Raw genomic sequence first — 20,977 nt, forward strand, 5'->3', positions numbered from 1 at the left:
AACGACTGCAGCGTCTTCAACGGCGAACGGTTGGCACTCAGCGCGCCCGCCATTCACCCAGACGGCTGCGCAAACGTGCGGCGCACTGGCTGTGCAGCTGGCTTACGCGCGACTCGCTGACCCCCAGCACCTCACCGATTTCCTTGAGGTTCAGCTCTTCGTCGTAGTACAGCGCCAGCACCAGCCGCTCGCGCTCTGGCAGGTTGGCAATGGCATCGGTCAGGGCAGCCTGGAAGCGCTCGTCTTCAAGATCGCGCGACGGCTCGACCTGGCCACTGGCGCCGTCCTCGTGCAGCCCTTCGTGCTCGCCGTCCTGCAACAGGTCGTCGAAGCTGAACAGCCGGCTGCCTAAGGTATCGTTCAAAATCCCGTAGTAATCGTCGAGACTCAATTGGAGTTCGGCCGCAACTTCGTGATCTTTAGCGTCGCGACCGGTTCTTGCTTCAACAGCGCGCATTGCGTCACTGACCATGCGTGTGTTGCGGTGCACCGAACGCGGTGCCCAATCGCCTTTGCGCACCTCATCGAGCATCGCGCCGCGGATGCGGATACCGGCGTAGGTTTCGAAGCTGGCGCCCTTGCTGGCGTCGTACTTGTTGGCCACTTCCAGCAGGCCGATCATGCCGGCCTGGATCAGGTCTTCGACTTGGACGTTGGCCGGCAGCCGCGCCAGCAGGTGGTAGGCAATGCGCTTGACCAGCGGGGCGTAGCGTTCGATCAGCTCGTACTGGGCGTCTTTCGACGCCCTGCTGTACATCTTGAAGCCGCTCGCACTCATAGTACCGGTCCTGCGCTGGTGGGCTGCACCAGACGCTCGACGAAGAACTCCAGGTGCCCGCGCGGGTTGGCCGGCAACGGCCAGCTGTCGACCTTCTGCGCAATGGCCTTGAAGGCCAGCGCGCACTTGGAGCGCGGGAACGCTTCGTAAACTGCCCGCTGCTTCTGCACCGCCTTGCGCACGCACTCGTCGTACGGCACGGCGCCGACATACTGCAGGGCCACGTCGAGGAAGCGGTCGGTGACCTTGGTCAACTTGGCGAAGAGGTTGCGCCCTTCCTGCGGGCTCTGGGCCATGTTGGCCAGCACGCGGAAGCGGTTCATGCCGTAATCGCGGTTGAGCAGCTTGATCAGCGCATAGGCGTCGGTGATCGAGGTGGGCTCGTCGCAGACCACCAGCAGCACTTCCTGGGCCGCGCGAACGAAGCTGACCACCGAGTCACCAATACCTGCAGCGGTGTCGATCACCAGCACGTCGAGGTTGTCGCCGACATCGCTGAAGGCCTGGATCAGGCCGGCGTGCTGGGCCGGCGCCAGGTGCACCATACTCTGGGTGCCGGAGGCCGCCGGCACGATGCGCACTCCGCCCGGCCCCTGCAGCATCACATCGCGCAGCTCGCAGCGCCCTTCGATGACATCGGCCAGGGTGCGTTTGGGGGTAAGCCCAAGCAATACGTCGACATTGGCCAGGCCCAGGTCGGCGTCCAGCAACATGACCCTGCGGCCAAGCTCGGCCAGCGCCAGAGACAGGTTCACTGAAACGTTAGTTTTGCCGACGCCACCTTTGCCACCGGTCACGGCGATCACCTGTACGGGATGCATGCTACCCATGTCTGTTCTTTACCTTGTCTCGCTGGGACTCAGGCCACACGTGAGGCAATTCTGCGTGCCCCTTGGCATAGCTACTTTGCACACGCTTCATCATCAACCCGCTCGCCGTGGGTTGTGGTAGAGATCAGCGAACATGTCGGCCATGGCCTCTTCGCTGGGCTCATCCTGCTGTTGCACATTGACCGCGCGCGTTACCAGTTGGTGCGCCCGTGGCAAGTGCAAATCGTCAGGAATACGTGGCCCATCGGTCAGGTAGGCCACCGGCAATTCATGACTGATGGCAAGGCTCAGCACATCGCCGAGGCTTGCCGTTTCATCGAGTTTGGTCAGGATGCAACCGGCCAGGCCACACCGCTTGTAGCTGTGGTAGGCGGCCGTCAGCACCTGCTTCTGGCTGGTGGTTGCCAGCACCAGGTAGTTCTTCGAGGCGATGCCGCGGCTCGCCAGGGTTTCGAGCTGCATGCGCAAGGCCGGGTCGCTGGCCTGCAGGCCGGCGGTATCGATCAGCACCACGCGTTTGCGCAGCAGCGGCTCCAGCGCTTGGGCCAGCGACTGGCCCGGGTCGACATAGGTCACCGGCACGTTGAGGATACGCCCCAGGGTCTTGAGCTGCTCCTGGGCACCGATGCGGAAGCTGTCCATGCTCACCAACGCCAGCTGCGGGGCGCCGTACTTGAGCACGTAACGCGCGGCCAGCTTGGCCAGGGTGGTGGTCTTGCCCATGCCGGCCGGGCCGACCATGGCGATCACACCGCCCTCTTCGATCGGCTCGACCTCGGGAATCTCGATCATCCGCGCCAGGTGCGCCAGCAGCATGCGCCAGGCCTGGCGCGGCTCTTCGATCTCGGTGGTGAGTTCAAGCAGCTCACGGGCAATCGGGCCGGACAGGCCGATGCGCTGCAGGCGGCGCCAGAGGTTGGCTTGCTGGGGCTTGCTGCCTTGCAGTTGGCTCCAGGCCAGCGAGCCGAGTTGCACTTCCAGCAGCTCGCGCAGCCCCGACAGCTCCGAGCGCATGGCATCGAACAGCCGTGGGTCGACCGGCGCCGGGCTGGGCGCAGCGGCAGGCGCCGGTGCATCCACGTGCGGCTCGACCAAGGGTTCCGAGGCGGTCAGCGACTGCCCGGCGAACAATTGGCGGTTGTTGTCGCTGCTGTCGCTGCGCTGGTCCAGTTCGGCCTGGGCCGTGGCGATACGCGTGTGGGTCTTGCGCAGCTCTTCTTCAAGCTCGGCGTTGGGTACGCGCGGGGCCAGTGCGGACAGCTTGTAGTCCAGCGCCGCCGTCAATTCGACACCACCGGCAATGCGGCGGTTACCGATGATGGCGGCATCGGAGCCAAGCTCATCCCGGACCAGCTTCATGGCCTGACGCATATCGGCGGCGAAAAATCGCTTAACTTGCATTATCCACTACCTCAGCCGTTAGGGCCCACGGTGGCAACGATGGTGACTTGCTTGTTGTCAGGTATTTCCTGATACGCCAGAACATGCAAATTCGGTACAGCCAGGCGACCGAAGCGCGACAGCATGGCGCGGATCGGGCCGGCGACCAGAAGAATGGCCGGCTGGCCCTGCATCTCTTGGCGCTGGGCCGCGTCAATCAGCGAACGCTGCAGCTTTTCGGCCATGCTCGGTTCCAGAAGAACACCGTCTTCCTGACCCTGCCCGGCCCTTTGCAGACTATTGAGCAAAATCTGTTCCAACCTTGGCTCCAGGGTAATCACCGGCAGCTCCGACTCAACGCCGACAATGCTTTGCACGATGGCGCGACACAATCCGACGCGCACCGCCGCGACCAGCGCGGCGGTATCTTGACTCTTGCCGGCGTTGTTGGCGATAGCCTCGGCGATGCTGCGGATGTCGCGCACCGGTACCTGCTCGGACAACAACGCCTGCAAGACCTTGAGCAAGCCCGACAAGGAAATGACACCCGGCACCAGCTCTTCTGCAAGTTTAGGCGAAGCCTTGCCCAGCACCTGCAGCAGTTGCTGGACCTCTTCGTGGCCGATCAGCTCGTGACAGTGCTTTTGCAGGATCTGGTTGAGGTGGGTGGCCACCACGGTACTGGCGTCCACCACGGTGTAGCCCAGCGACTGCGCCTGGGAGCGCTGGCCAACGTCGATCCACACCGCCTCCAGGCCAAACGCCGGGTCGCGCGCGGCAATGCCGTTGAGGGTGCCAAATACCTGGCCTGGGTTGATCGCCAGCTCGCGGTCCGGGTAGATCTCCGCTTCGGCCAGAATCACCCCCATCAAGGTCAGGCGGTAGGCACTGGGCTGCAGGTCGAGGTTGTCGCGAATGTGCACGGTGGGCATGAGGAAACCCAGGTCCTGGGACAGCTTCTTGCGCACGCCCTTGATCCGCGCCAGCAACTGGCCACCTTGGTTGCGGTCGACCAGCGGGATCAGCCGATAGCCCACTTCCAGGCCGATCATGTCGATCGGGGTAACGTCGTCCCAGCCCAGCTCCTTGGTTTCCAGCGCACGCTGCGGCGAGGGCAGCAGGTCCTGCTGGCGCTGCACCTCTGCCTGAGCCTTGGCCTTGACCTGCTGCTGTTTCTTCCACACCAGGTAGGCGCCGCCGCAGGCCATCAGGCCGAGGCTGAGGAAGGCCACGTGCGGCATGCCCGGCACCAGGCCCATGACGATCATCAGGCCGCCGGACACCGCCAGCGCCTTTGGCGAATCGAACATCTGCCGGTTGATCAGCTTGCCCATGTCTTCCGAGCCCGAGGCGCGGGTGACCATGATGGCTGCGGCGGTGGACAACAGCAGTGATGGCAATTGCGCCACCAAACCGTCACCGATGGTCAGCAGGGCATACACCTTGCCGGCTTCGCTGAACGGCATGCCGTGCTGGAGCATGCCGATGAGCATGCCGCCGATGAGGTTGATGAACAGGATCAACAGGCCGGCGATGGCATCGCCGCGCACGAACTTGCTGGCACCGTCCATCGAGCCGTAGAACTCGGCCTCCTGGGCCACCTCGGTACGGCGCGCCTTGGCCTGGGCCTGGTCGATCAGGCCAGCGTTGAGGTCGGCGTCGATGGCCATCTGTTTGCCCGGCATTGCATCGAGGGTAAAGCGTGCGCTTACCTCGGAAATACGCCCGGCGCCCTTGGTGACCACCACGAAGTTGATGATCATGAGGATGGCGAACACCACCGCACCGACCACGTAATTGCCGCCGATGACCACTTCACCGAAGGCCTGGATCACCTTGCCTGCGGCGCCGTGGCCCTCCTGGCCGTGGAGCATGACCACCCGCGTGGACGCCACGTTCAGCGCCAGGCGCAGCAAGGTCGCCACCAGCAGGATGGTGGGGAATGCGGCGAAGTCGAGCGGGCGCAGGGCGTACACGCAGACCAGCAGCACCACGATCGACAGGGCGATGTTGAAGGTGAAGAACACGTCGAGCAAGAACGGCGGTATCGGCAACATCATCATTGCCAACATCACCAGCAGCAACAGCGGCACGCCCAGGTTGCCCCGACCGAGACCGGCCAGGTTGTGGCGGGCGTTGCTGATTAACTGAGTGCGATCCACCGCGAGTCCTCTTGATGCAAAACTTTGACGCCCAGGGGGCGCCTGGGCGTGGCTTTGCAAGAAGCCTTCCAACTTTGCTATTTGGATGTACGCCGGGGATTTGGATGTACGCCGTGGGATTTTCGAATGCAGTTAGATCGAGCGCCGCCCGCGCGGCGCATCGCGACGCAAGGCCGCTCCTACATTTGTTTCGGGCCAGTTATTCCTGGGGTATTGGCGTGCGACCCTTTGGCGCCCGCCTAATATCGCGTCGTACTAACAAGGCGGTCGCGCGCAAATGCCACAGACCTCCCTGGCCCGAAACAAACGTAGGAGCGGCCTTGCGTCGCGATGCGCCGCGCGGGCGGCGCTTGATCTCACAGGCGCCAAAACCCCATCGCCTGGCGCCTGTCAGCCATCACGCCGCAAATCCGGCGGAATCGGCAGATCGTCTTTCAAAGGCTCCGGCCGCTTGCCCTTGCCCGACCGGTACTGACGTATCTGGAACACATACGCCAGCACCTGCGCCACCGCCAGGTACAACCCCGCCGGGATCTCATGCTCAAGCTCGGTGGAGTAATAGATCGCCCGCGCCAGCGCCGGCGACTCAAGAATCTGCACCTTGTGCGCAACGCCGATTTCGCGAATCTTCAGTGCCATGAAATCAGTACCCTTGGCCAGCAACAGCGGCGCCGCCCCGCCCTTCTCCGGGTCGTATTGCAGCGCCACCGCATAGTGCGTCGGGTTCGTGATGATCACGTCCGCCTGCGGCACCGCGGCCATCATGCGCCGTTGCGATGCTTCGCGCTGCAACTGGCGAATACGCTGCTTGACCTCAGGCTTGCCCTCCGAGTCCTTGTACTCGTCACGCACTTCCTGCTTGGTCATCTTCATTTTCTTGTGCGTCTGCCACAGCTGGAACGGCACGTCCGCTGCCGCGATCAACAGCAACCCCGCCGACATCCACAACGCACTCCAACCCACCACCTGCAAACTGTGGATGATCGCCTGCTCCAGCGGCTCGTTGGCAATCGACAACAACGCCTGGCGGTCACTGACCAGCACCACCACCGCCACGATCAGGATCGCGAAGAACTTGACCAGTGCCTTGAGCAATTCGGTCAGGGAATTCATCGAGAACATCCGTTTGATCCCCGACAGCGGGCTCATGCGGCTGAATTTCGGCTGTAGCAGGCTGCCGGAAAATACAAAACCGCCCAGCGCGATCGGGGCAACGAACGAGATCACGAACAGCAAGATCAGCACCGGCTGCACCGCCCAGATCGCCATCTTGCCGGAGGCCAGCAGGAATGCGCCCATCGACCGCTCGTCGACGATGATCTCGCGGGTCAGGCTGAAGTTCATGCGCATCAGGTTCAGCAGCGTCTCGGCCAGGTGCCCGCCAAACATCAGCAGGCCACCGGCGCCGGCCAGGGTCACCGCCACGGTGTTCAGCTCCTTGGAGCGGGCAACCTCGCCTTTTTCACGCGCGTCGCGTTTGCGCTTTTCGGTGGGGTCTTCTGTTTTGTCCTGACCGCTCTCGCTTTCAGCCATGCTCAGCGCGCCCTCGCCAGATCACGCAGCCATTGCAGCGCATCGCTGGCCAATGCCTGGTAGTGGGAAAGAATATCGGCCAGGCCTATCCAGAAAATCCCCATGCCCATGACCAGGGTCAGCGGGAAGCCGATAGAGAAGATGTTCAACTGCGGCGCCGCACGCGTCATCACGCCAAAGGCGATGTTCACCACCAGCAAGGCTGCAATCACCGGCAAGATCAGCAATAGCCCGGCGCCAAACACCCAGCCCAGGCGCCCGGCCATTTCCCAGAACTGATTGACCACCAGCGCGTTGCCTACCGGCAAGGTGGTGAAGCTTTCGGTGAGCACCTCGAACACCACCAGGTGCCCGTTCATCAACAGAAACAGCACGCTGATCAGCATGGTCATGAACTGGCTGATCACCGTGACGTTGACACCGTTGGCCGGGTCGACCATCGAGGCGAAGGCCATGCCCATCTGCACCGCGACGATCTGGCCGGCGATGACGAAGGCCTGGAACAGCAACTGCAACGAGAAACCGAACAACGCCCCGACGATGACCTGCTCACCACACAGCAGCAGCCCCTGCAGGCTCAACGGGTCGAATTCGGGCAACGGCGGCAGCGCCGGCACGATCACCACGGTGATGGCCACCGCCACGTACAGGCGCACCCGCGCCGGCAGCATGCGCGTGCCAAAGATCGGCATGGTCATCAGCACCGCCGTCACCCGGAACAACGGCAGGATGAAGGTGGCGACCCAGGTGCCGATCTGCGCGTCGGTCAGCTCCAGCATGGCCGTATCAACCGATCAGCTGCGGGATGCTGGTGTAGAGGGTGGTGATGTACTCCATGAACTTCTGCACCAGCCACGGCCCGGCGACGATCAGCGTAACCAGCATCACCAGCAGGCGCGGCAGAAAGCTCAGGGTCTGTTCGTTGATCTGCGTGGCAGCCTGGAACATCGCCACCATCAGGCCCACCAGCAGGCTCGGCACCACCAGGATGGCGACCATCAGCGTGGTCATCCAGAGGGCATCGCGGAACAGGTCGACAGCAACTTCAGGGGTCATGCGTGGCTCTCCTTGGCAGCGTCAGACGCCGCCGAAACTACTGGCCAGGGTGCCCATGATCAGCGCCCAGCCATCGACCAGGACGAACAGCATGATCTTGAACGGCAGCGAAATGATCAGCGGTGACAGCATCATCATACCCATCGCCATCAGCACGCTGGCGACCACCATGTCGATGATCAGGAACGGGATGAAGATCATGAAACCGATCTGGAACGCGGTCTTGAGCTCGGAGGTGACGAAGGCCGGTACCAGGATGGTCAGCGGCACCTGGTCGGGGCCGGCGATGTCGGTGCGCTTGGACAGGCGCATGAACAGGTCCAGGTCGCTCTGCCGGGTTTGTGCCAGCATGAAGTCCTTGAGTGGCCCCTGGGCTTTGTCGATGGCCTGCTGGGCGGTCATCTGTTCCTTCAGGTACGGCTGCAGGGCATCCTGGTTCACCCGGTCGAACACCGGCGCCATGATGAACATGGTCAAGAACAGCGCCATGCCGGTCAGGATCTGGTTCGAAGGCGTCTGCTGCAAACCCAGGGCCTGACGCAAAATCGAGAAGACGATGATGATGCGGGTGAAGCTGGTCATCAGGATGACGAACGCCGGGATGAAACTCAGCGCCGTCATGATCAGCAGGATCTGCAGGCTGACCGAATACTCCTGCTGCCCGTCCGCCCCATTGGACAGGGTAATGGCCGGGATCGACAGCGGGTCGGCGGCCAGGGCCAACGGCGCGGCCAGCAGCAGCGCCAGAGTCAACATCATGCGCAGCACGCCGATCATCACTTGTTGTCCTTAGGGTCCTTGCCCATCAGCTCCATCAGCCGCTGGGCGAACTCCGGCGTCGCCTGACGAGCAGTGGCGAGCACTTCCACGGGTTCGGCCAGCACATGCAAAGCCTCGATACTGCCTGGGGTATGGCCGATCAGGATCTGCTCCTTGCCGACCTGCACCAGCAACAGCCGGTCACGCGGGCCGATGGCCCGGCTGCCGACGATCTCGATCACCTGCCCACCCTTGACCGCCGTGCCTTGCATACGGCGCAACAACCAGGCCAGGAAGAAGATCAGGCCCACCACCAGCAGCAGGCCAAAGACCATCTGCGCCAGTTGCCCACTCAGGCTGCCGGGTGCGGCGGCGGTGGTCGCCGCAGGGCTGGCCGCCGCACAGGCCAACTGGCTGGCGAACAGCCCGGCAAAGGCGGCGCTGGCGCGCATCGAGCCCTTCACTCAGCGCAGCTTCTTGATACGTTCGCTGGGGCTGATCACGTCGGTCAGGCGGATGCCGAACTTCTCGTTGACCACCACCACTTCGCCATGGGCGATCAAGGTGCCGTTGACCAGCACGTCGAGCGGCTCACCGGCCAGGCGATCGAGTTCGATCACCGAACCCTGGTTGAGCTGCAGCAGGTTGCGGATGTTGATCTCGGTACTGCCCACTTCCATGGAAATGTTCACCGGGATATCCAGGATCACGTCCAGGTTGGGGCCTTCGAGGCTGACATTTTCGTTCGGCCGCGGCGAGCTGGCGAACTCTTCCATCGGCAGGCGGCCCGCGCCGCTGTTGCCGGTGTCGCCGCCCAGCAGCGCATCGATATCGGCTTGGCCGGCGTCACCGGTTTCCTCCAGCGCCGCAGCCCATTCGTCGGCCAGGGCCTGATCCTCTGGGGAGGTGATCTCGTTTTCGTTAGCCATGATTTCCTCGACAGGCATTCAATTCGTAGTGAGCGACCGGCACGCCGTCAGCGGCGTTCGATCGGGTCGATGATCTGCAGCGCCAGGTTGCCCTTGTGCGAGCCCAGGCGCGCCTTGAACGACGGCACGCCGTTGGCGCGCAACACCAGGTGTTCGGGCAGCTCCACCGGGATCACATCGCCCGGCTGCATGTGCAGGATGTCGCGCAGCTTCAGCTGGCGGCGGGCGACGGTGGCGGTCAAGGGCACGGCAACGTCCAGCACGTCCTCGCGCAGGGCCTTGACCCAGCGCTCGTCCTGGTCGTCCAGGTCAGACTGGAAGCCGGCATCCAGCATCTCGCGCACCGGCTCGATCATCGAGTACGGCATGGTCACGTGCAGGTCGCCGCCACCGCCGTCCAGCTCGATGTGGAAGGTCGACACCACCACCGCCTCACTGGGACCGACGATGTTGGCCATGGCCGGGTTGACCTCGGAGTTCATGTACTCGAAGTTGACCGGCATGATCGCCTGCCAGGCTTCCTTGAGGTCGACGAAGCACTGGTCAAGGACCATACGCACCACCCGCAGCTCGGTCGGGGTGAACTCACGGCCTTCGATCTTGGCGTGACGGCCGTCCCCCCCGAAGAAGTTGTCCACCAGCTTGAACACCAGCTTGGCGTCGAGGATGAACAGCGAAGTGCCACGCAGCGGCTTGATCTTGACCAGGTTGAGGCTGGTCGGCACATACAGCGAATGCACGTACTCGCCGAACTTCATCACCTGCACGCCGCCCACCGCCACGTCGGCGGAGCGGCGCAGCAGGTTGAACATGCTGATGCGGGTGTAGCGGGCAAAGCGCTCGTTGATCATTTCCAGGGTCGGCATGCGACCGCGCACGATCCGATCCTGGCTGGTCAGGTCGTAGCTTTTGATACTGCCTGGCTCGGAAGCGCTTTCGGTCTGCACCAGACCGTCGTCGACACCGTGCAACAGCGCATCGATTTCATCCTGGGACAGCAGGTCCTGTACGGCCATTGCGGACTCCTACTGCAATACGAAATTGGTGAACAGCAACTGGTCGATGACCGGCTTGCCGACTTCCTTCTGTGCGACTTCCTGGACCACGGCGGTGGCTTTCTGACGCAGCATTTCCTGCCCGACCGGGCTGCTGGCCAAGGTATCGAAGCCTTGCCCGGAGAACATCATCACCAGGTTGTTGCGAATCACCGGCATGTGCACCTTGAGGGCGTCCAGGTCGGCCTGGTTGCGGCCTTGCAAGGTGATGCTCAGTTGCATGTAGCGCTGGCGACCGTTCTGGTTGAAATTGACCACGAAGGCTGGGGTGAGGGCTTCGTAGAGGGCCGCGGGCTTGGCGTTGGCAGCGGCCGGGTCGGCTGCGGGGGCCGGCTCGCTCTTGTGCATGATGAACCAGGTGGCGCCCACGGAAAGGCCGATTGCCAGTACCAGGCCCAGCACCAACAGCAGGATCAGCTTGAGTTTGCCTTTTGTGGCGGGGTCTTTTACTGCTTCGGTTTTCGCCATGCCAATAATCCGTCGTCCATCGGGGGTTCACAGGAGGATGACGTGGCTTGAGCAAGTGTTATGCCAGGTTTTGGGGAGGGGGATGGAATGAGGTTCGGAGGGGTTTGTCGTTGGGCTTGTCGTTGGATGTGCAGCGCCTGTGAGATCGAGCGCCGCGCGGGCGGCGCTCGATCTCACAGGCGCTAAAACCTAACGACATGCACCCTGCCATCACGCGTAATAATCAACCGCACTGTCGCCAATCACCACCTGCTGCTCAACCGCGCCAGCACTCTCGCCCTGTTCTACGCCGCCCTGCCCGGCCCCCTGCCGTGCCGCAACCCCAGACAGATTACTGCCCTGCTCCTGCGCCTGCTGGTGTTGCTGCTGCCCCCGCGACTGGTCAGCAACGTTGACATCCGGCTGCGCCAAGCCCTGCTGGGCAAACAACTCCCGCAGCCGGTGCAGCTGGCTGTCGAGCGCATCACGCACGCCAGCGTGGCCGCTGATGAACGTCACCTGGGTCGACTGGTCCGTCGCTACATTGACGCGAATGTCCAGCCGCCCCAACTCCGCCGGCTCCAACTGGATATCCGCCGATTTGAGGTTCTGGCTGGACAAGTACATGACCCGATTGACCAGGCCCTCGGTCCAGGCGCTCTGGTTCATCGGCAGCGGCTGGTGCAATGGGCTGGCATTCGCCGGCACGGCATTGGCGGTCTTCGCCGTGGCCGCCTGGGTCAGGCTGGCCAGGCGATCGGCGAAATCGTCGATGCGCGTGTCGCTGCTGGCAGCCTTGGTGTCTTTCAAGCCATCTTCGAGCAACGCGCCAAAGGCCTTGCCACCCGGCTCACCCGCCTCACCCTCGGCGTTGTCGATCAGGTTCGCCAAGGTATTGACGCTAGCCTCGTCGCCCTGGGCCTGCGAAGGGTCCACAGCGTGTGCCGAGGTGGTGCCCTTGGCCTGAGCGCTCTGCTCGAGCGCCAGGCGCAAGGTCGGCAGGTTGGCCAAGGGGTCGGCGTCAGGGTCGAAGGCTTCTTCGGCGGGCGCCTCTTCTGGCAGCGCGGCGCTCGCCAGCGACTGCGCAGCGGCAGCTTGCAGCACCGGCGCGACCGCCTCGGCCTGGGCTTGAATCAGTTGCGCACCGGGTTGCGCATCGGTGACCTGGCCGGCCACCAGGTTGGCGTCGCTCAGCCCCGTATCGGCCTGATCATCGCTTGGCAATTTGTTGCCGTCATCGGCAACCGCTGGCTTGTCGGCAGCCTCTTTTTTGCCGCCTTGCGCCGGCTCTGGCTTGTCCTTGGGCTTGGCCTGGGCGACCTTGTCGTCCTGCCCGAAGGTTTTCTGTTTGGCCATGACCTGATCGAAGCCGCCGCCCGCGCCGCCCAGCGCCTGTAACGGCTTGTCCGCCATCGAGCTGGCCGCTCGCGACGACTTGCCTACGGCGTTTGCTTGCAACAAAGGATTGGGTGCGACAGGCATTGAGCGGTCTCCGCGCCAGAAACTGAGTAATCATCCGGGCAAAGACAGGCAAGACTCAGGCCAAGTGTGCATCAGCCTGCCGAGATGCGGTGTTCCTCACCGCGGTAGAAGCGCCGAACCTCCATATATTCAAGGTCGATGCGGTTGATCAGGTCCTCGATGCCATACAAGGGTGGCTGCCGTACGCGGTCTTCCAGTTGCTGACACAAGCCGGCCAGGGCGACAGCCCCCATGTTGCTGCTGCTGCCCTTGAAACTATGCGCGGCCGAACCCAGCTCGTCGGCACTCTTGGCGGCGTGCAATTCGCTCAGGCGACGCTCGGAGTCATCCAGGAATGTCTGCACCAGATGCAGGTAGCCATCCTCCATGACCTCACGCAGATCACTGAGCACCTTGTGGTCGATATGAATCTCAGTCACTTGTTCACTCCTTGATCAAGCCAGATTATGCCCGAGCCAGGGCGTGGCCCTCTACAAAAGCGCTCACCCCAAGCACTCACCAGACAAACTCGACCCGCGCACAGCGGCCACCTTCGCACCACTGAGCGTCGCTGCCGAGCCGCCGCACCAGGTTCACACCCCGGCCACTCAAACACTGCTCCTGCGCTGGCCGCGACAATACCTGCTGCACATCGAACCCTGCGCCACTGTCACGCACCTCGATCATCAGACGCCCGCCCTGGGCATGGGGTTCAACCTTGAGGTCGATGCGCACGAAGCCGTCAGCCAAAGCCCCCAATCGCCGGGCACGCTCTCGATAGTAGTCGGCAAAGCCCTCAACATCGCGCTTGAGCCGCGAATCCAAGCCCAGCACCCCATGCTCCAGGGCATTGGAAAACAGCTCGCTGAGCACACTGTGCAGGCTGCCGGTGCGCGAGCGCAGCGGGTGGATCTCCTGCAACAGTTGCACCAGGTACGGCACCGGGTTGAACCGCCTCAGGCTATCGCCGCGCAGTTCGAAGCCGAGCGACCAGTCGAGCGGGCTGGGCCGGCCGCGTTCAGCGTAGATCATTGGCGCCGGCACCCGCTCATCCGCCGTGAACATGCGGATGTCACACAAGCTGATGTCGTCCCGAGGCCGCCCACCGAAACGCTCAAGAGCCTGCATCACCTCATCGAACAGGCGCACCGAGTCTCGGTTGCCGGCCAACACCTCATGCAGGCGCTCGACGCCGAACAAGCGTTCTTGGTCATCGGCCGTGTCGAGCACCCCGTCCGACAACAACAGCAAGCGCTCCCCTGCCGCCAACGGCAGCACTTCGGTGCTGTCATCGAAGCGCTCGGGCGCAAGAACGCCCAGCGGCAGATGGCGCGAGACCAACGCCGACAGCACCTCACCGCCCGCCGACAAGCGATAGCCGTCAGGCATGCCGCCGTTCCACACCTCCACCGAACCGCGCTGCACGCTGAGGTTGAGCATCAACGCACAGCAGAACATGTCCACCGGCAGGATGCGCTTAAGCTTGGCGTTCATCTCGCGCAGCGTCTGCGCCAGGCCGTAGCCCTTGGCCGTCATGCCGTAGAACACCTCGGCCAGGGGCATGGCGCCGACGGCGGCAGGCAGGCCGTGGCCGGTGAAATCGCCCAGTAGCACCTGCATGTCCCCAGACGGCGTGAACGCTGCCAGCAGCAGGTCACCGTTGAACAGCGCATAGGGCGATTGCAGGTAGCGGATATTGGGCGCGGCCAGGCAACCGGCATGGGCCACCTTGTCGAACACGGCCTTGGCCACCCGCTGCTCGTTGAGCAAGTAGTGATGGTGGCGAGTGATCTCGTCGCGCTGGGCCAGCACGGTCGCCTGCAACCGGCGCAGGCGGTCCATGGCGCGTATCTTGGCGGCGAGGATCACCGCACGGTAAGGCTTGGCCATAAAATCATCGCCGCCAGCCTCCAGGCAGCGCACCAGGGCGTCTTCCTCGTTCAGCGAGGTCAGGAAGATGATCGGCACCAGCGCTTCGCCGGCCAGGGCCTTGATCTGCCGAGCCGCCTCGAACCCGTCCATCACCGGCATCAACGCATCGAGCAGTACCAGTTGCGGCCGCCGCTCGACAAACAGCGCCACCGCCTGCTCGCCGTTTTCGGCCGTGAACACCTGATGCCCTTGGCGCCGGACGATCTGCGCAAGCAACAGGCGGTCGGCCGCCCCGTCTTCGGCAACCAGCACGGTCAATGCCTGTTCGGCAGCCATCACACGGCTCAACTGATATCGAACAGTTTGTCGAAATTGGAGATGGCGAGGATCTTGCGAACGTCGGAGCTGGCATGAATGACGCTCACGTCGGCCTCGTCTCCGCCTGCATGGTCACGCAATAGCAACAGCATGCCGAGCGCGGAGCTATCGAGGTAGGTGGCGTCCTTCAGGTCGACCACCACCGAGTCAGGCTGGTCGTTCTGGCGCTCGTAGGCATCACGAAACTCCTGATGCTTACCGAAATCGAAGCGCCCTGTGATCTTGATCGTCAGCTTTTTCCCGTCCTGCGAAAAATCAGTTTCGACTGCCATGCTAGCGATTCCTTCGATGATGGCGGATGCAACTCTTTTAAGGTTTAGCAGGCGATGGCATGGGTGGCAAGCACACGGCCCCGCCTGCGGCGCGCAGGCCGGTGCAAGTTAAAAGTGGCTTTGCCGCGGCAGGCGCTGGGACAGTTCGTCGAGCAGTCGCTGTTCGCGTTTGTCTTCGGCCCGCCGTGCTTCGTCCAGGTAACGTTGCACCAACTTGCGCAACCCCTCCACCCGGGCGTAGGCCTGCTGCCAGGCGCCGCGGGCGTTGTTCAGGTTGTTCTGGTGCCAGGTAAGGCTCTGGCGCTGCTGGGTCATGGCCGTTTCCAATTGCCCGAGGAAGCGCTGGTAGTTGACCAGCCAGTTGCCATCGACGCCCTGCCCGCCGCGGTTGATCCACTGCAGTTGGTAGTCTTCACGAAAGCGCTCGAGCTCGGCCAGCTTGACCTGCGCCTGGGCCACCTGCTGCTGGAAGTGCCCAAGGCGCTGGGCAGCCTTGCGCTCGGCCTCTTCGGCCATGGTCACCACCGGCGCCAGGCGCGCAGCACGTCCAGGCAGCGCCATGGCCTATCAGCCCGCCGCCGGAGGCGTGAAGATCGCCCCCAGCTGCTCGCGGCTCTGCGCCATGCCGACGTTCTCGTCCAGGCCTTGGCGTAAAAAGTCCACCAGCCGCGATTGCAGGGCGATGGCCAGGTCCGTCTCCGGGTCGCCACCCGGCACATAGGCACCCACGCTGATCAGGTCGCGGCTCTGCGACAGGCGCGACCACAGTTGCTTGAATTTTTGCGCCTGGCGCAAATGGTCGCTATCGACCACCTGGGGCATGACCCGGCTGATCGAGGCTTCGATGTCGATCGCCGGGTAGTGGCCTTCCTCGGCCAGGCGGCGCGACAGCACGAAGTGGCCGTCGAGCACACCCCGCGCCGAGTCGGCGATTGGGTCCTGCTGGTCATCGCCTTCCGACAAGACCGTGTAGAACGCGGTGATCGAGCCGCCACCGGCCTCGCCATTACCGGCGCGCTCCACCAGCTTGGGCAGCTTGGCGAACACCGACGGCGGGTAACCGCGGGTGGCCGGCGGCTCACCGATGGCCAGGGCGATTTCACGCTGGGCCTGGGCAAAACGGGTCAGCGAATCCATCAACAACAGCACATTCTTGCCCTTGTCGCGGAAGTACTCGGCGATACGCGTGCAATACATGGCAGCGCGCAGGCGCATCAGCGGCGCATCATCGGCAGGCGATGCGACCACCACCGAGCGCTTGAGGCCTTCTTCACCGAGAATATGCTCGATGAATTCCTTCACCTCGCGGCCCCGCTCGCCGATCAGCCCGACGACGATGATCTCGGCTTCGGTGAAGCGCGTCATCATGCCCAGCAACACCGACTTACCCACGCCGGTACCGGCGAACAGGCCCAGGCGCTGGCCGCGACCGACGGTGAGCAGGCCATTGATGCTGCGAATGCCCACATCCAGCGGCACGCTGATGGGGTCGCGGTTGAGCGGGTTGATGACCGGGCCGTCCATCGGCACCCAGTCTTCGGCCTTCATGCCGCCCTTGCCATCGAGGGCGCGCCCGGCGCCGTCCAGCACCCGCCCGAGCATGCTCATGCCCATCGGCAGGCGGCCGCCGTCATCCAGCGGCACCACCCGTGCGCCGGGGGCGATACCGACGATGCTGCCAACCGGCATGAGGAACACCTTGGTGCCGGAAAAGCCCATGACTTCAGCTTCTACCTGCACCGGGTGGTAGCTGTCGTCGTTGATCACCAGGCAGCGGCTGCCCACTGCGGCGCGCAGGCCTTCGGCCTCCAGGGTGAGGCCGACCATGCGCAGCAGGCGGCCTTCGACGATGGGTTGCGCCGGCAGTTCGATCGCCTCGGCGTAACTGCCCAGGCGCTTGCCGAAACTGGTGCGATCAAGGCGCATCGGGGTGGTCCAGGTCGATGGACATATCCGCTGGCGCCGAGTGCAGGGAATGGTCGTGAAGCTGGTCGAACAACTGCGCCACGGCCTTCTCGATACGCGTCTCCATGCTGGCGTCGATGCGGCTGTGCGCCGTCTCGATGCGGCAGCCACCCGGCAGCAGGGCTTCGTCTTCAAGCAGGCGCCAGTTTTCTTCATGGCGTTCGCGCAAGGCCTTGGCCAGTTCGAAATCCTGGGGGTTGAGATGGATGCGGATGTTGTCGGCGCCCATCGGCAGCAGCTTGAGGGCTTCGCGCAGCACCTGGGTGATCTGGCTGGAGTCATTGCGCAACTCGCGGCCGATCACCTGGCGGGTCATGTGCGCGACCAGGTGCACCAGGGTTTTCTCGATGTGCGTGTCCTGTTCGGCAATGGGCTCCATCAGGTTCGCCATCAACTGCTCGAGGCTGCCCAGCTTGGCTGCCAGGGCCTGTTCGGCCTCCTGGCGCACCTTCAGCTGGGTGCTGTGAAAGCCCTCGCGCTCACCGGTGGCGAAGCCTTCGTTGTAGGCCTCCTGGCGAATCGCTTCGAGTTCTTCGAGGGTAAGCGGCTGGACTTCTTCCAGCGGTACCTCCTCGACTTCTTCCTCGATGGCTACCGGTTCCGGCTCAGGCTCGGGTTGCGGCTCAGGCTGCGGGTCGAAGCTGGGAAGCGCCCAGACGTCGACGCCCTCGAGGTCGCGGGCGCGAATCAGGTCGCTGGGGTGGTGCTCTTTGCTGGACATGTTCTCAGGTACTCAAAAACCATCTGCAAGCAACGCGGCCCCGTGTAGGAGCGGCCTTGCGTCGCGAAAGGGCTGCGAAGCGGCCCCTGGATTTCAGCGTCGCAACCTATATCGCCGGGTCCGCTCTGCGGCCCTTTCGCGACGCAAGGCCGCTCCTACACGAGGATGGATCAGATCATTTCCTCGGCGCCCTTGCCACCAAGCACGATCTCGCCAGCCTCGGCCATGCGGCGAGCGATGGTGAGGATTTCCTTCTGCGCCGTTTCCACGTCGCTGACCCGCACCGGCCCCTTGGCCTCCAGGTCGTCGCGCAGCAGTTCCGAGGCACGCTTGGACATGTTCTTGAAGATCTTGTCCTTGACCCGCTCGTCGGCGCCCTTGAGCGACACCACCAGTACGTCGGAGGACACCTCGCGCAACAGCGCCTGGATACCGCGGTCGTCGACATCGGCCAGGTTGTTGAAGACGAACATCAGGTCTTCGATCTGCTCCGACAGGTCGTTGTCGACCTCGCGGATCGAGTCCATCAGCGCACCTTCCACCGAGCTGTCGAGGAAGTTCATGATGTCAGCGGCACGCTTGATACCACCCAAGGTGGTCCGCGCGGCATTGGAGTTGCCCGAGAACTGCTTCTCGAGAATCTGGTTCAGCTCCTTGAGCGCTGCCGGTTGCACGGTGTTGAGCGAAGATACGCGCAGGATGATATCCAACCGCACCTTGTGGTCGAAGTTGCTCAGCACTTCACCGGCCTGGTCAGGGTCCAGGTAGGCGACCACGATGGCCTGGATCTGCGGGTGCTCGTAGCGGATCACATCGGCCACGGCACGCGGCTCCATCCACTTGAGGCTGTCCAGGCCGCTGGTGTTGCCGCCCAGCAGGATGCGGTCGATCAGGCCGTTGGCCTTGTCTTCGCCCAGGGCCTGGTTGAGCATCTTGCGGATATAACCGTCGGAGCCCACGCCCAGGCTGGTCTGGTCGCCAACGATGTCGACGAACTCGCTCATCACCTGCTCGACCTGGTCGCGGTGCACGTTGCCCATCTGCGCCATGGCCACACCCACCCGCTGCACTTCCTTGGGCCCCATGTGCCGCAGAACCTGGGCAGCATCGGTTTCGCCCAGCGAGAGCAGGAGGATCGCCGCTTTGTCGACACGGCTCAGCTTGGCGGTAACGGCTCGGTTATCACTCATCGGCGTTGATCCAGTCTTTCACGACCTGGGCCACGCGGCCCGGGTCTTCGGCCACCAGGCCTTTGATTGCGTTGAGCTGTGCCTCGTAACCCTCGCTCGGGCTTGGCAACAGAATGCTTGTCGGGCCACCCAGACTGACGCGGTCGTTGGCCAGTTCGCCATCCAGACCGATCATGCCGCCCAGCTCCATGTCGCTATCCGAGGCAGCCTGCTTGCCGCCCCCGGTGATGTTGTTGAGCACCGGCCGCAGTACGCCGAACACCAGCACCAGGATGAACACTACGCCCAGCACTTGCTTGACGATGTCCCAGAACCACGGCTGCTGATAGAAGGCGATGTCGGCGATTTCTTCGCCACGGTCGGCGGCGAACGGCACGTTGATTACCGTCACGCTGTCGCCGCGGCTGGCATCGAAGCCGACCGCGTCCTGCACCAGGCGGGTAAAGCGCGCCAAGTCCTCGGCGCCCCACGGCGCACGGGTGGCTTCGCCGCTAGCAGGGTCGACCTTGAGCTGGTCGTCGACCACCACCGCTACCGACAGGCGGGTCATGCGGCCCTGCTGCTGACGGGTGTGGCTGATGGAGCGGTCCAGCTCGAAGTTCTTGGTGCTCTGCTGACGCTTGTCCGACGGGTACGGCGCGAGCATTGGCTGGCCGGTGGCCGGGTCCATGATCTGCTGGCCGTTGGCATCCACCAGCGGTTGGCCAGGCTGGATGGCAGGGGCCGGGGTGGCGGCTGCGGCGGTGGTTTGCGGCGCGGAGGCAGCACCCGGTGGCTGGTTGCTCAGTGCACCCGGCACGCCTTGTGGGCCCTGGCTGCTGGCGCGCTGCTCGTCGACCGACTGCTCGCTGCGCAGCGCCGGCTGGTCCGGGTTGAACTGCTCGGACGTCGATTCCACCGCACTGAAGTCCAGGTCGGCGGACACTTCGGCCTTGTAGCGGTCATTGCCCAACACCGGCTGCAGGATATTGTGCACGCGCTGGGTGAGCATGCTTTCCATGCGGCGGCTGTAGTCGAACTGCTTGCCCGCCATGGTCAGGGCGGTGTCCTGCAACTGCTCGGACAGCAGGTTGCCCTTCTGGTCGACGACGGTGACTTGCGACTTGTCCAGCTCTGGCACGCTGGTGGCGACCAGGTTGACGATCGCCATCACCTGCCCGGCTTCCAGCGCGCGGCCTGGGTACAATTCGACCAGTACCGAGGCGCTGGGCTTGCGTTCGTCACGCACGAACACCGAGCTTTTCGGGATCGCCAGGTGCACGCGTGCGCCCTTGACGTTGTTCAGGCTGGACACTGTGCGCGCCAGTTCACCTTCGAGGCTGCGGCGATAGCGGGTGGCCTCCATGAACTGGCTGGTGCCCAGGCCCTGCTCCTTGTCGAGCAGTTCGAAACCGACATTGCCATCGCTCGGTGCCACGCCTGCGGCCGCCAGTTTCAGGCGCGCACGGGAGAGGTCGTCGGCCTTGACCAGCAGAGCGCCGGAATTGGGCTCGACGTTGTAGGGAATGTCTGCAGCGGCCAGGGTTTCCATGACCTGCTTGGTGTCCATGCCCGACAGGCTGCCGTACAGCGGCCGGTAGTCGGGCTGTTGCGACCACAGCACCACGGCAAAGCCGATGGCCACGCTCGCGGCCAAGCCGACCATGAGACCGACCTGACGCAGCATGGGCATCTGCGAGATGTTTTCCAGAAACGCCATACCGAACAGCGGCGGCTTGGACGCTGGCTGGCCGCTCTTGGCGGGGGCGTTGTCGACGACTGCTTCAGCCATGGGTTACGTCCGTCCTCAAACCGGCATCTGCATGATGTCCTGGTACGCCTGGACCAGCTTGTTGCGCACCTGGGTCATCGCCTGCATGGAAACGCTGGCCTTTTGCGAAGCGATCATCACGTCGGTCAGGTCGACGCCGCTCTTGCCAATCTCGAAGGCGTTGGCCAGCTGGGTGGAGGCCTGCTGGGTCTCATGCACCTTGCCGATGGCCTGGCCGAGCATGTCGGCAAAGCTGCTCTGGCCCGGCGCCAGCTCAGGCGCGGCGGACACCTTGGGCAACGACATGGCGTCGGCCTGCATGGCCCGCATGTCCAGCATCAGACGATTGAATTCAACACCTTGGCTCATGACCTTCTCTCTCCGGCGGCCGCATTTTTTTGACACTCATGCGGCGGATAGCTCGTGTAAAGCAACAAAG

General features: G+C 63.6%; 22 protein-coding genes. All 22 read right to left on the reverse strand.

Annotated elements, in window-relative coordinates:
* Positions 1 to 37: 37 nt before the first annotated feature.
* The 22 genes from fliA to fliE all read right to left on the reverse strand — a co-directional run bounded on the left by fliA (position 38) and on the right by fliE (position 20,907).
* The gene (fliA, locus tag PC358_RS10755) at positions 38 to 778 is read right to left on the reverse strand and encodes an RNA polymerase sigma factor FliA (RefSeq protein WP_033699449.1); all 741 of its coding nucleotides are present in this window, start codon (positions 776 to 778) and stop codon (positions 38 to 40) included.
* The gene (gene fleN, locus PC358_RS10760) at positions 775 to 1,608 is read right to left on the reverse strand and encodes a flagellar synthesis regulator FleN (protein ID WP_027593013.1); all 834 of its coding nucleotides are present in this window, start codon (positions 1,606 to 1,608) and stop codon (positions 775 to 777) included. The genes fliA and fleN overlap by 4 nt, the downstream gene beginning before the upstream one ends.
* 93 nt (positions 1,609 to 1,701) lie before the next feature.
* The gene (gene flhF / locus PC358_RS10765; RefSeq protein ID WP_033699450.1) at positions 1,702 to 3,009 is read right to left on the reverse strand and encodes a flagellar biosynthesis GTPase FlhF; all 1,308 of its coding nucleotides are present in this window, start codon (positions 3,007 to 3,009) and stop codon (positions 1,702 to 1,704) included.
* Positions 3,010 to 3,020: 11 nt separating this feature from the next.
* Positions 3,021 to 5,150 (reverse strand): flagellar biosynthesis protein FlhA, encoded by a 2,130-nt coding sequence (gene flhA, locus PC358_RS10770; protein WP_033699451.1) that lies wholly within the window; start codon positions 5,148 to 5,150, stop codon positions 3,021 to 3,023.
* A gap of 390 nt (positions 5,151 to 5,540) precedes the next feature.
* Complete coding sequence (gene flhB, locus PC358_RS10775; protein WP_033699452.1) at positions 5,541 to 6,683, reverse strand: flagellar biosynthesis protein FlhB; 1,143 nt, start codon at positions 6,681 to 6,683, stop codon at positions 5,541 to 5,543.
* A gap of 2 nt (positions 6,684 to 6,685) precedes the next feature.
* On the reverse strand, positions 6,686 to 7,462 hold the full coding sequence (gene fliR / locus PC358_RS10780; protein WP_033699454.1) for a flagellar biosynthetic protein FliR: 777 nt from the start codon (positions 7,460 to 7,462) through the stop codon (positions 6,686 to 6,688).
* Between the two features lie 7 nt (positions 7,463 to 7,469).
* Positions 7,470 to 7,739 carry a flagellar biosynthesis protein FliQ gene (gene fliQ / locus PC358_RS10785; RefSeq protein ID WP_033699456.1) on the reverse strand — a complete coding sequence of 90 codons (270 nt, stop codon included), beginning with the start codon at positions 7,737 to 7,739 and terminating at the stop codon, positions 7,470 to 7,472.
* 21 nt (positions 7,740 to 7,760) lie between these two features.
* The gene (gene fliP, locus PC358_RS10790) at positions 7,761 to 8,516 is read right to left on the reverse strand and encodes a flagellar type III secretion system pore protein FliP (protein WP_077068491.1); all 756 of its coding nucleotides are present in this window, start codon (positions 8,514 to 8,516) and stop codon (positions 7,761 to 7,763) included.
* Complete coding sequence (gene fliO, locus PC358_RS10795) at positions 8,516 to 8,950, reverse strand: flagellar biosynthetic protein FliO (protein ID WP_033700180.1); 435 nt, start codon at positions 8,948 to 8,950, stop codon at positions 8,516 to 8,518. Before fliO ends, fliP begins: the two co-directional genes overlap by 1 nt.
* Before the next feature lie 12 nt (positions 8,951 to 8,962).
* Complete coding sequence (fliN, locus tag PC358_RS10800) at positions 8,963 to 9,427, reverse strand: flagellar motor switch protein FliN (RefSeq protein ID WP_027593021.1); 465 nt, start codon at positions 9,425 to 9,427, stop codon at positions 8,963 to 8,965.
* Positions 9,428 to 9,474: 47 nt separating this feature from the next.
* The gene (gene fliM, locus PC358_RS10805) at positions 9,475 to 10,443 is read right to left on the reverse strand and encodes a flagellar motor switch protein FliM (RefSeq protein ID WP_027593022.1); all 969 of its coding nucleotides are present in this window, start codon (positions 10,441 to 10,443) and stop codon (positions 9,475 to 9,477) included.
* Positions 10,444 to 10,452: 9 nt separating this feature from the next.
* A complete protein-coding gene (gene fliL, locus PC358_RS10810; RefSeq protein WP_033699458.1) occupies positions 10,453 to 10,950 on the reverse strand; it encodes a flagellar basal body-associated protein FliL in 498 nt (165 codons plus the stop codon).
* Between the two features lie 210 nt (positions 10,951 to 11,160).
* The gene (locus tag PC358_RS10815) at positions 11,161 to 12,411 is read right to left on the reverse strand and encodes a flagellar hook-length control protein FliK (protein ID WP_033699460.1); all 1,251 of its coding nucleotides are present in this window, start codon (positions 12,409 to 12,411) and stop codon (positions 11,161 to 11,163) included.
* A 71-nt stretch (positions 12,412 to 12,482) separates the two neighbouring features.
* Positions 12,483 to 12,830 carry an Hpt domain-containing protein gene (locus PC358_RS10820; protein WP_033699462.1) on the reverse strand — a complete coding sequence of 116 codons (348 nt, stop codon included), beginning with the start codon at positions 12,828 to 12,830 and terminating at the stop codon, positions 12,483 to 12,485.
* A 76-nt stretch (positions 12,831 to 12,906) separates the two neighbouring features.
* A complete protein-coding gene (locus tag PC358_RS10825) occupies positions 12,907 to 14,598 on the reverse strand; it encodes a fused response regulator/phosphatase (RefSeq protein WP_033699463.1) in 1,692 nt (563 codons plus the stop codon).
* Between the two features lie 8 nt (positions 14,599 to 14,606).
* Positions 14,607 to 14,912, reverse strand: coding sequence for an STAS domain-containing protein (locus PC358_RS10830; RefSeq protein WP_033699464.1), 306 nt, complete (start codon positions 14,910 to 14,912; stop codon positions 14,607 to 14,609).
* A 108-nt stretch (positions 14,913 to 15,020) separates the two neighbouring features.
* Entirely contained in the window at positions 15,021 to 15,473 is a 453-nt protein-coding gene (gene fliJ / locus PC358_RS10835; protein ID WP_033699465.1) for a flagellar export protein FliJ, read from the reverse strand.
* Positions 15,474 to 15,479: 6 nt separating this feature from the next.
* Positions 15,480 to 16,838 (reverse strand): flagellar protein export ATPase FliI, encoded by a 1,359-nt coding sequence (gene fliI / locus PC358_RS10840; protein ID WP_033699466.1) that lies wholly within the window; start codon positions 16,836 to 16,838, stop codon positions 15,480 to 15,482.
* Entirely contained in the window at positions 16,828 to 17,598 is a 771-nt protein-coding gene (fliH, locus tag PC358_RS10845; RefSeq protein WP_033699467.1) for a flagellar assembly protein FliH, read from the reverse strand. The genes fliI and fliH overlap by 11 nt, the downstream gene beginning before the upstream one ends.
* Before the next feature lie 170 nt (positions 17,599 to 17,768).
* The gene (fliG, locus tag PC358_RS10850) at positions 17,769 to 18,788 is read right to left on the reverse strand and encodes a flagellar motor switch protein FliG (RefSeq protein ID WP_027593031.1); all 1,020 of its coding nucleotides are present in this window, start codon (positions 18,786 to 18,788) and stop codon (positions 17,769 to 17,771) included.
* Positions 18,781 to 20,559 carry a flagellar basal-body MS-ring/collar protein FliF gene (gene fliF / locus PC358_RS10855; RefSeq protein WP_033699468.1) on the reverse strand — a complete coding sequence of 593 codons (1,779 nt, stop codon included), beginning with the start codon at positions 20,557 to 20,559 and terminating at the stop codon, positions 18,781 to 18,783. Before fliF ends, fliG begins: the two co-directional genes overlap by 8 nt.
* A 15-nt stretch (positions 20,560 to 20,574) precedes the next feature.
* Positions 20,575 to 20,907: a flagellar hook-basal body complex protein FliE gene (gene fliE / locus PC358_RS10860; protein ID WP_033699469.1), complete on the reverse strand. Its 333-nt coding sequence runs from the start codon at positions 20,905 to 20,907 to the stop codon at positions 20,575 to 20,577.
* Positions 20,908 to 20,977 lie beyond the last annotated feature (70 nt).

The organism is Pseudomonas capeferrum (genome assembly GCF_000731675.1).
GTDB lineage: Bacteria > Pseudomonadota > Gammaproteobacteria > Pseudomonadales > Pseudomonadaceae > Aquipseudomonas > Aquipseudomonas capeferrum.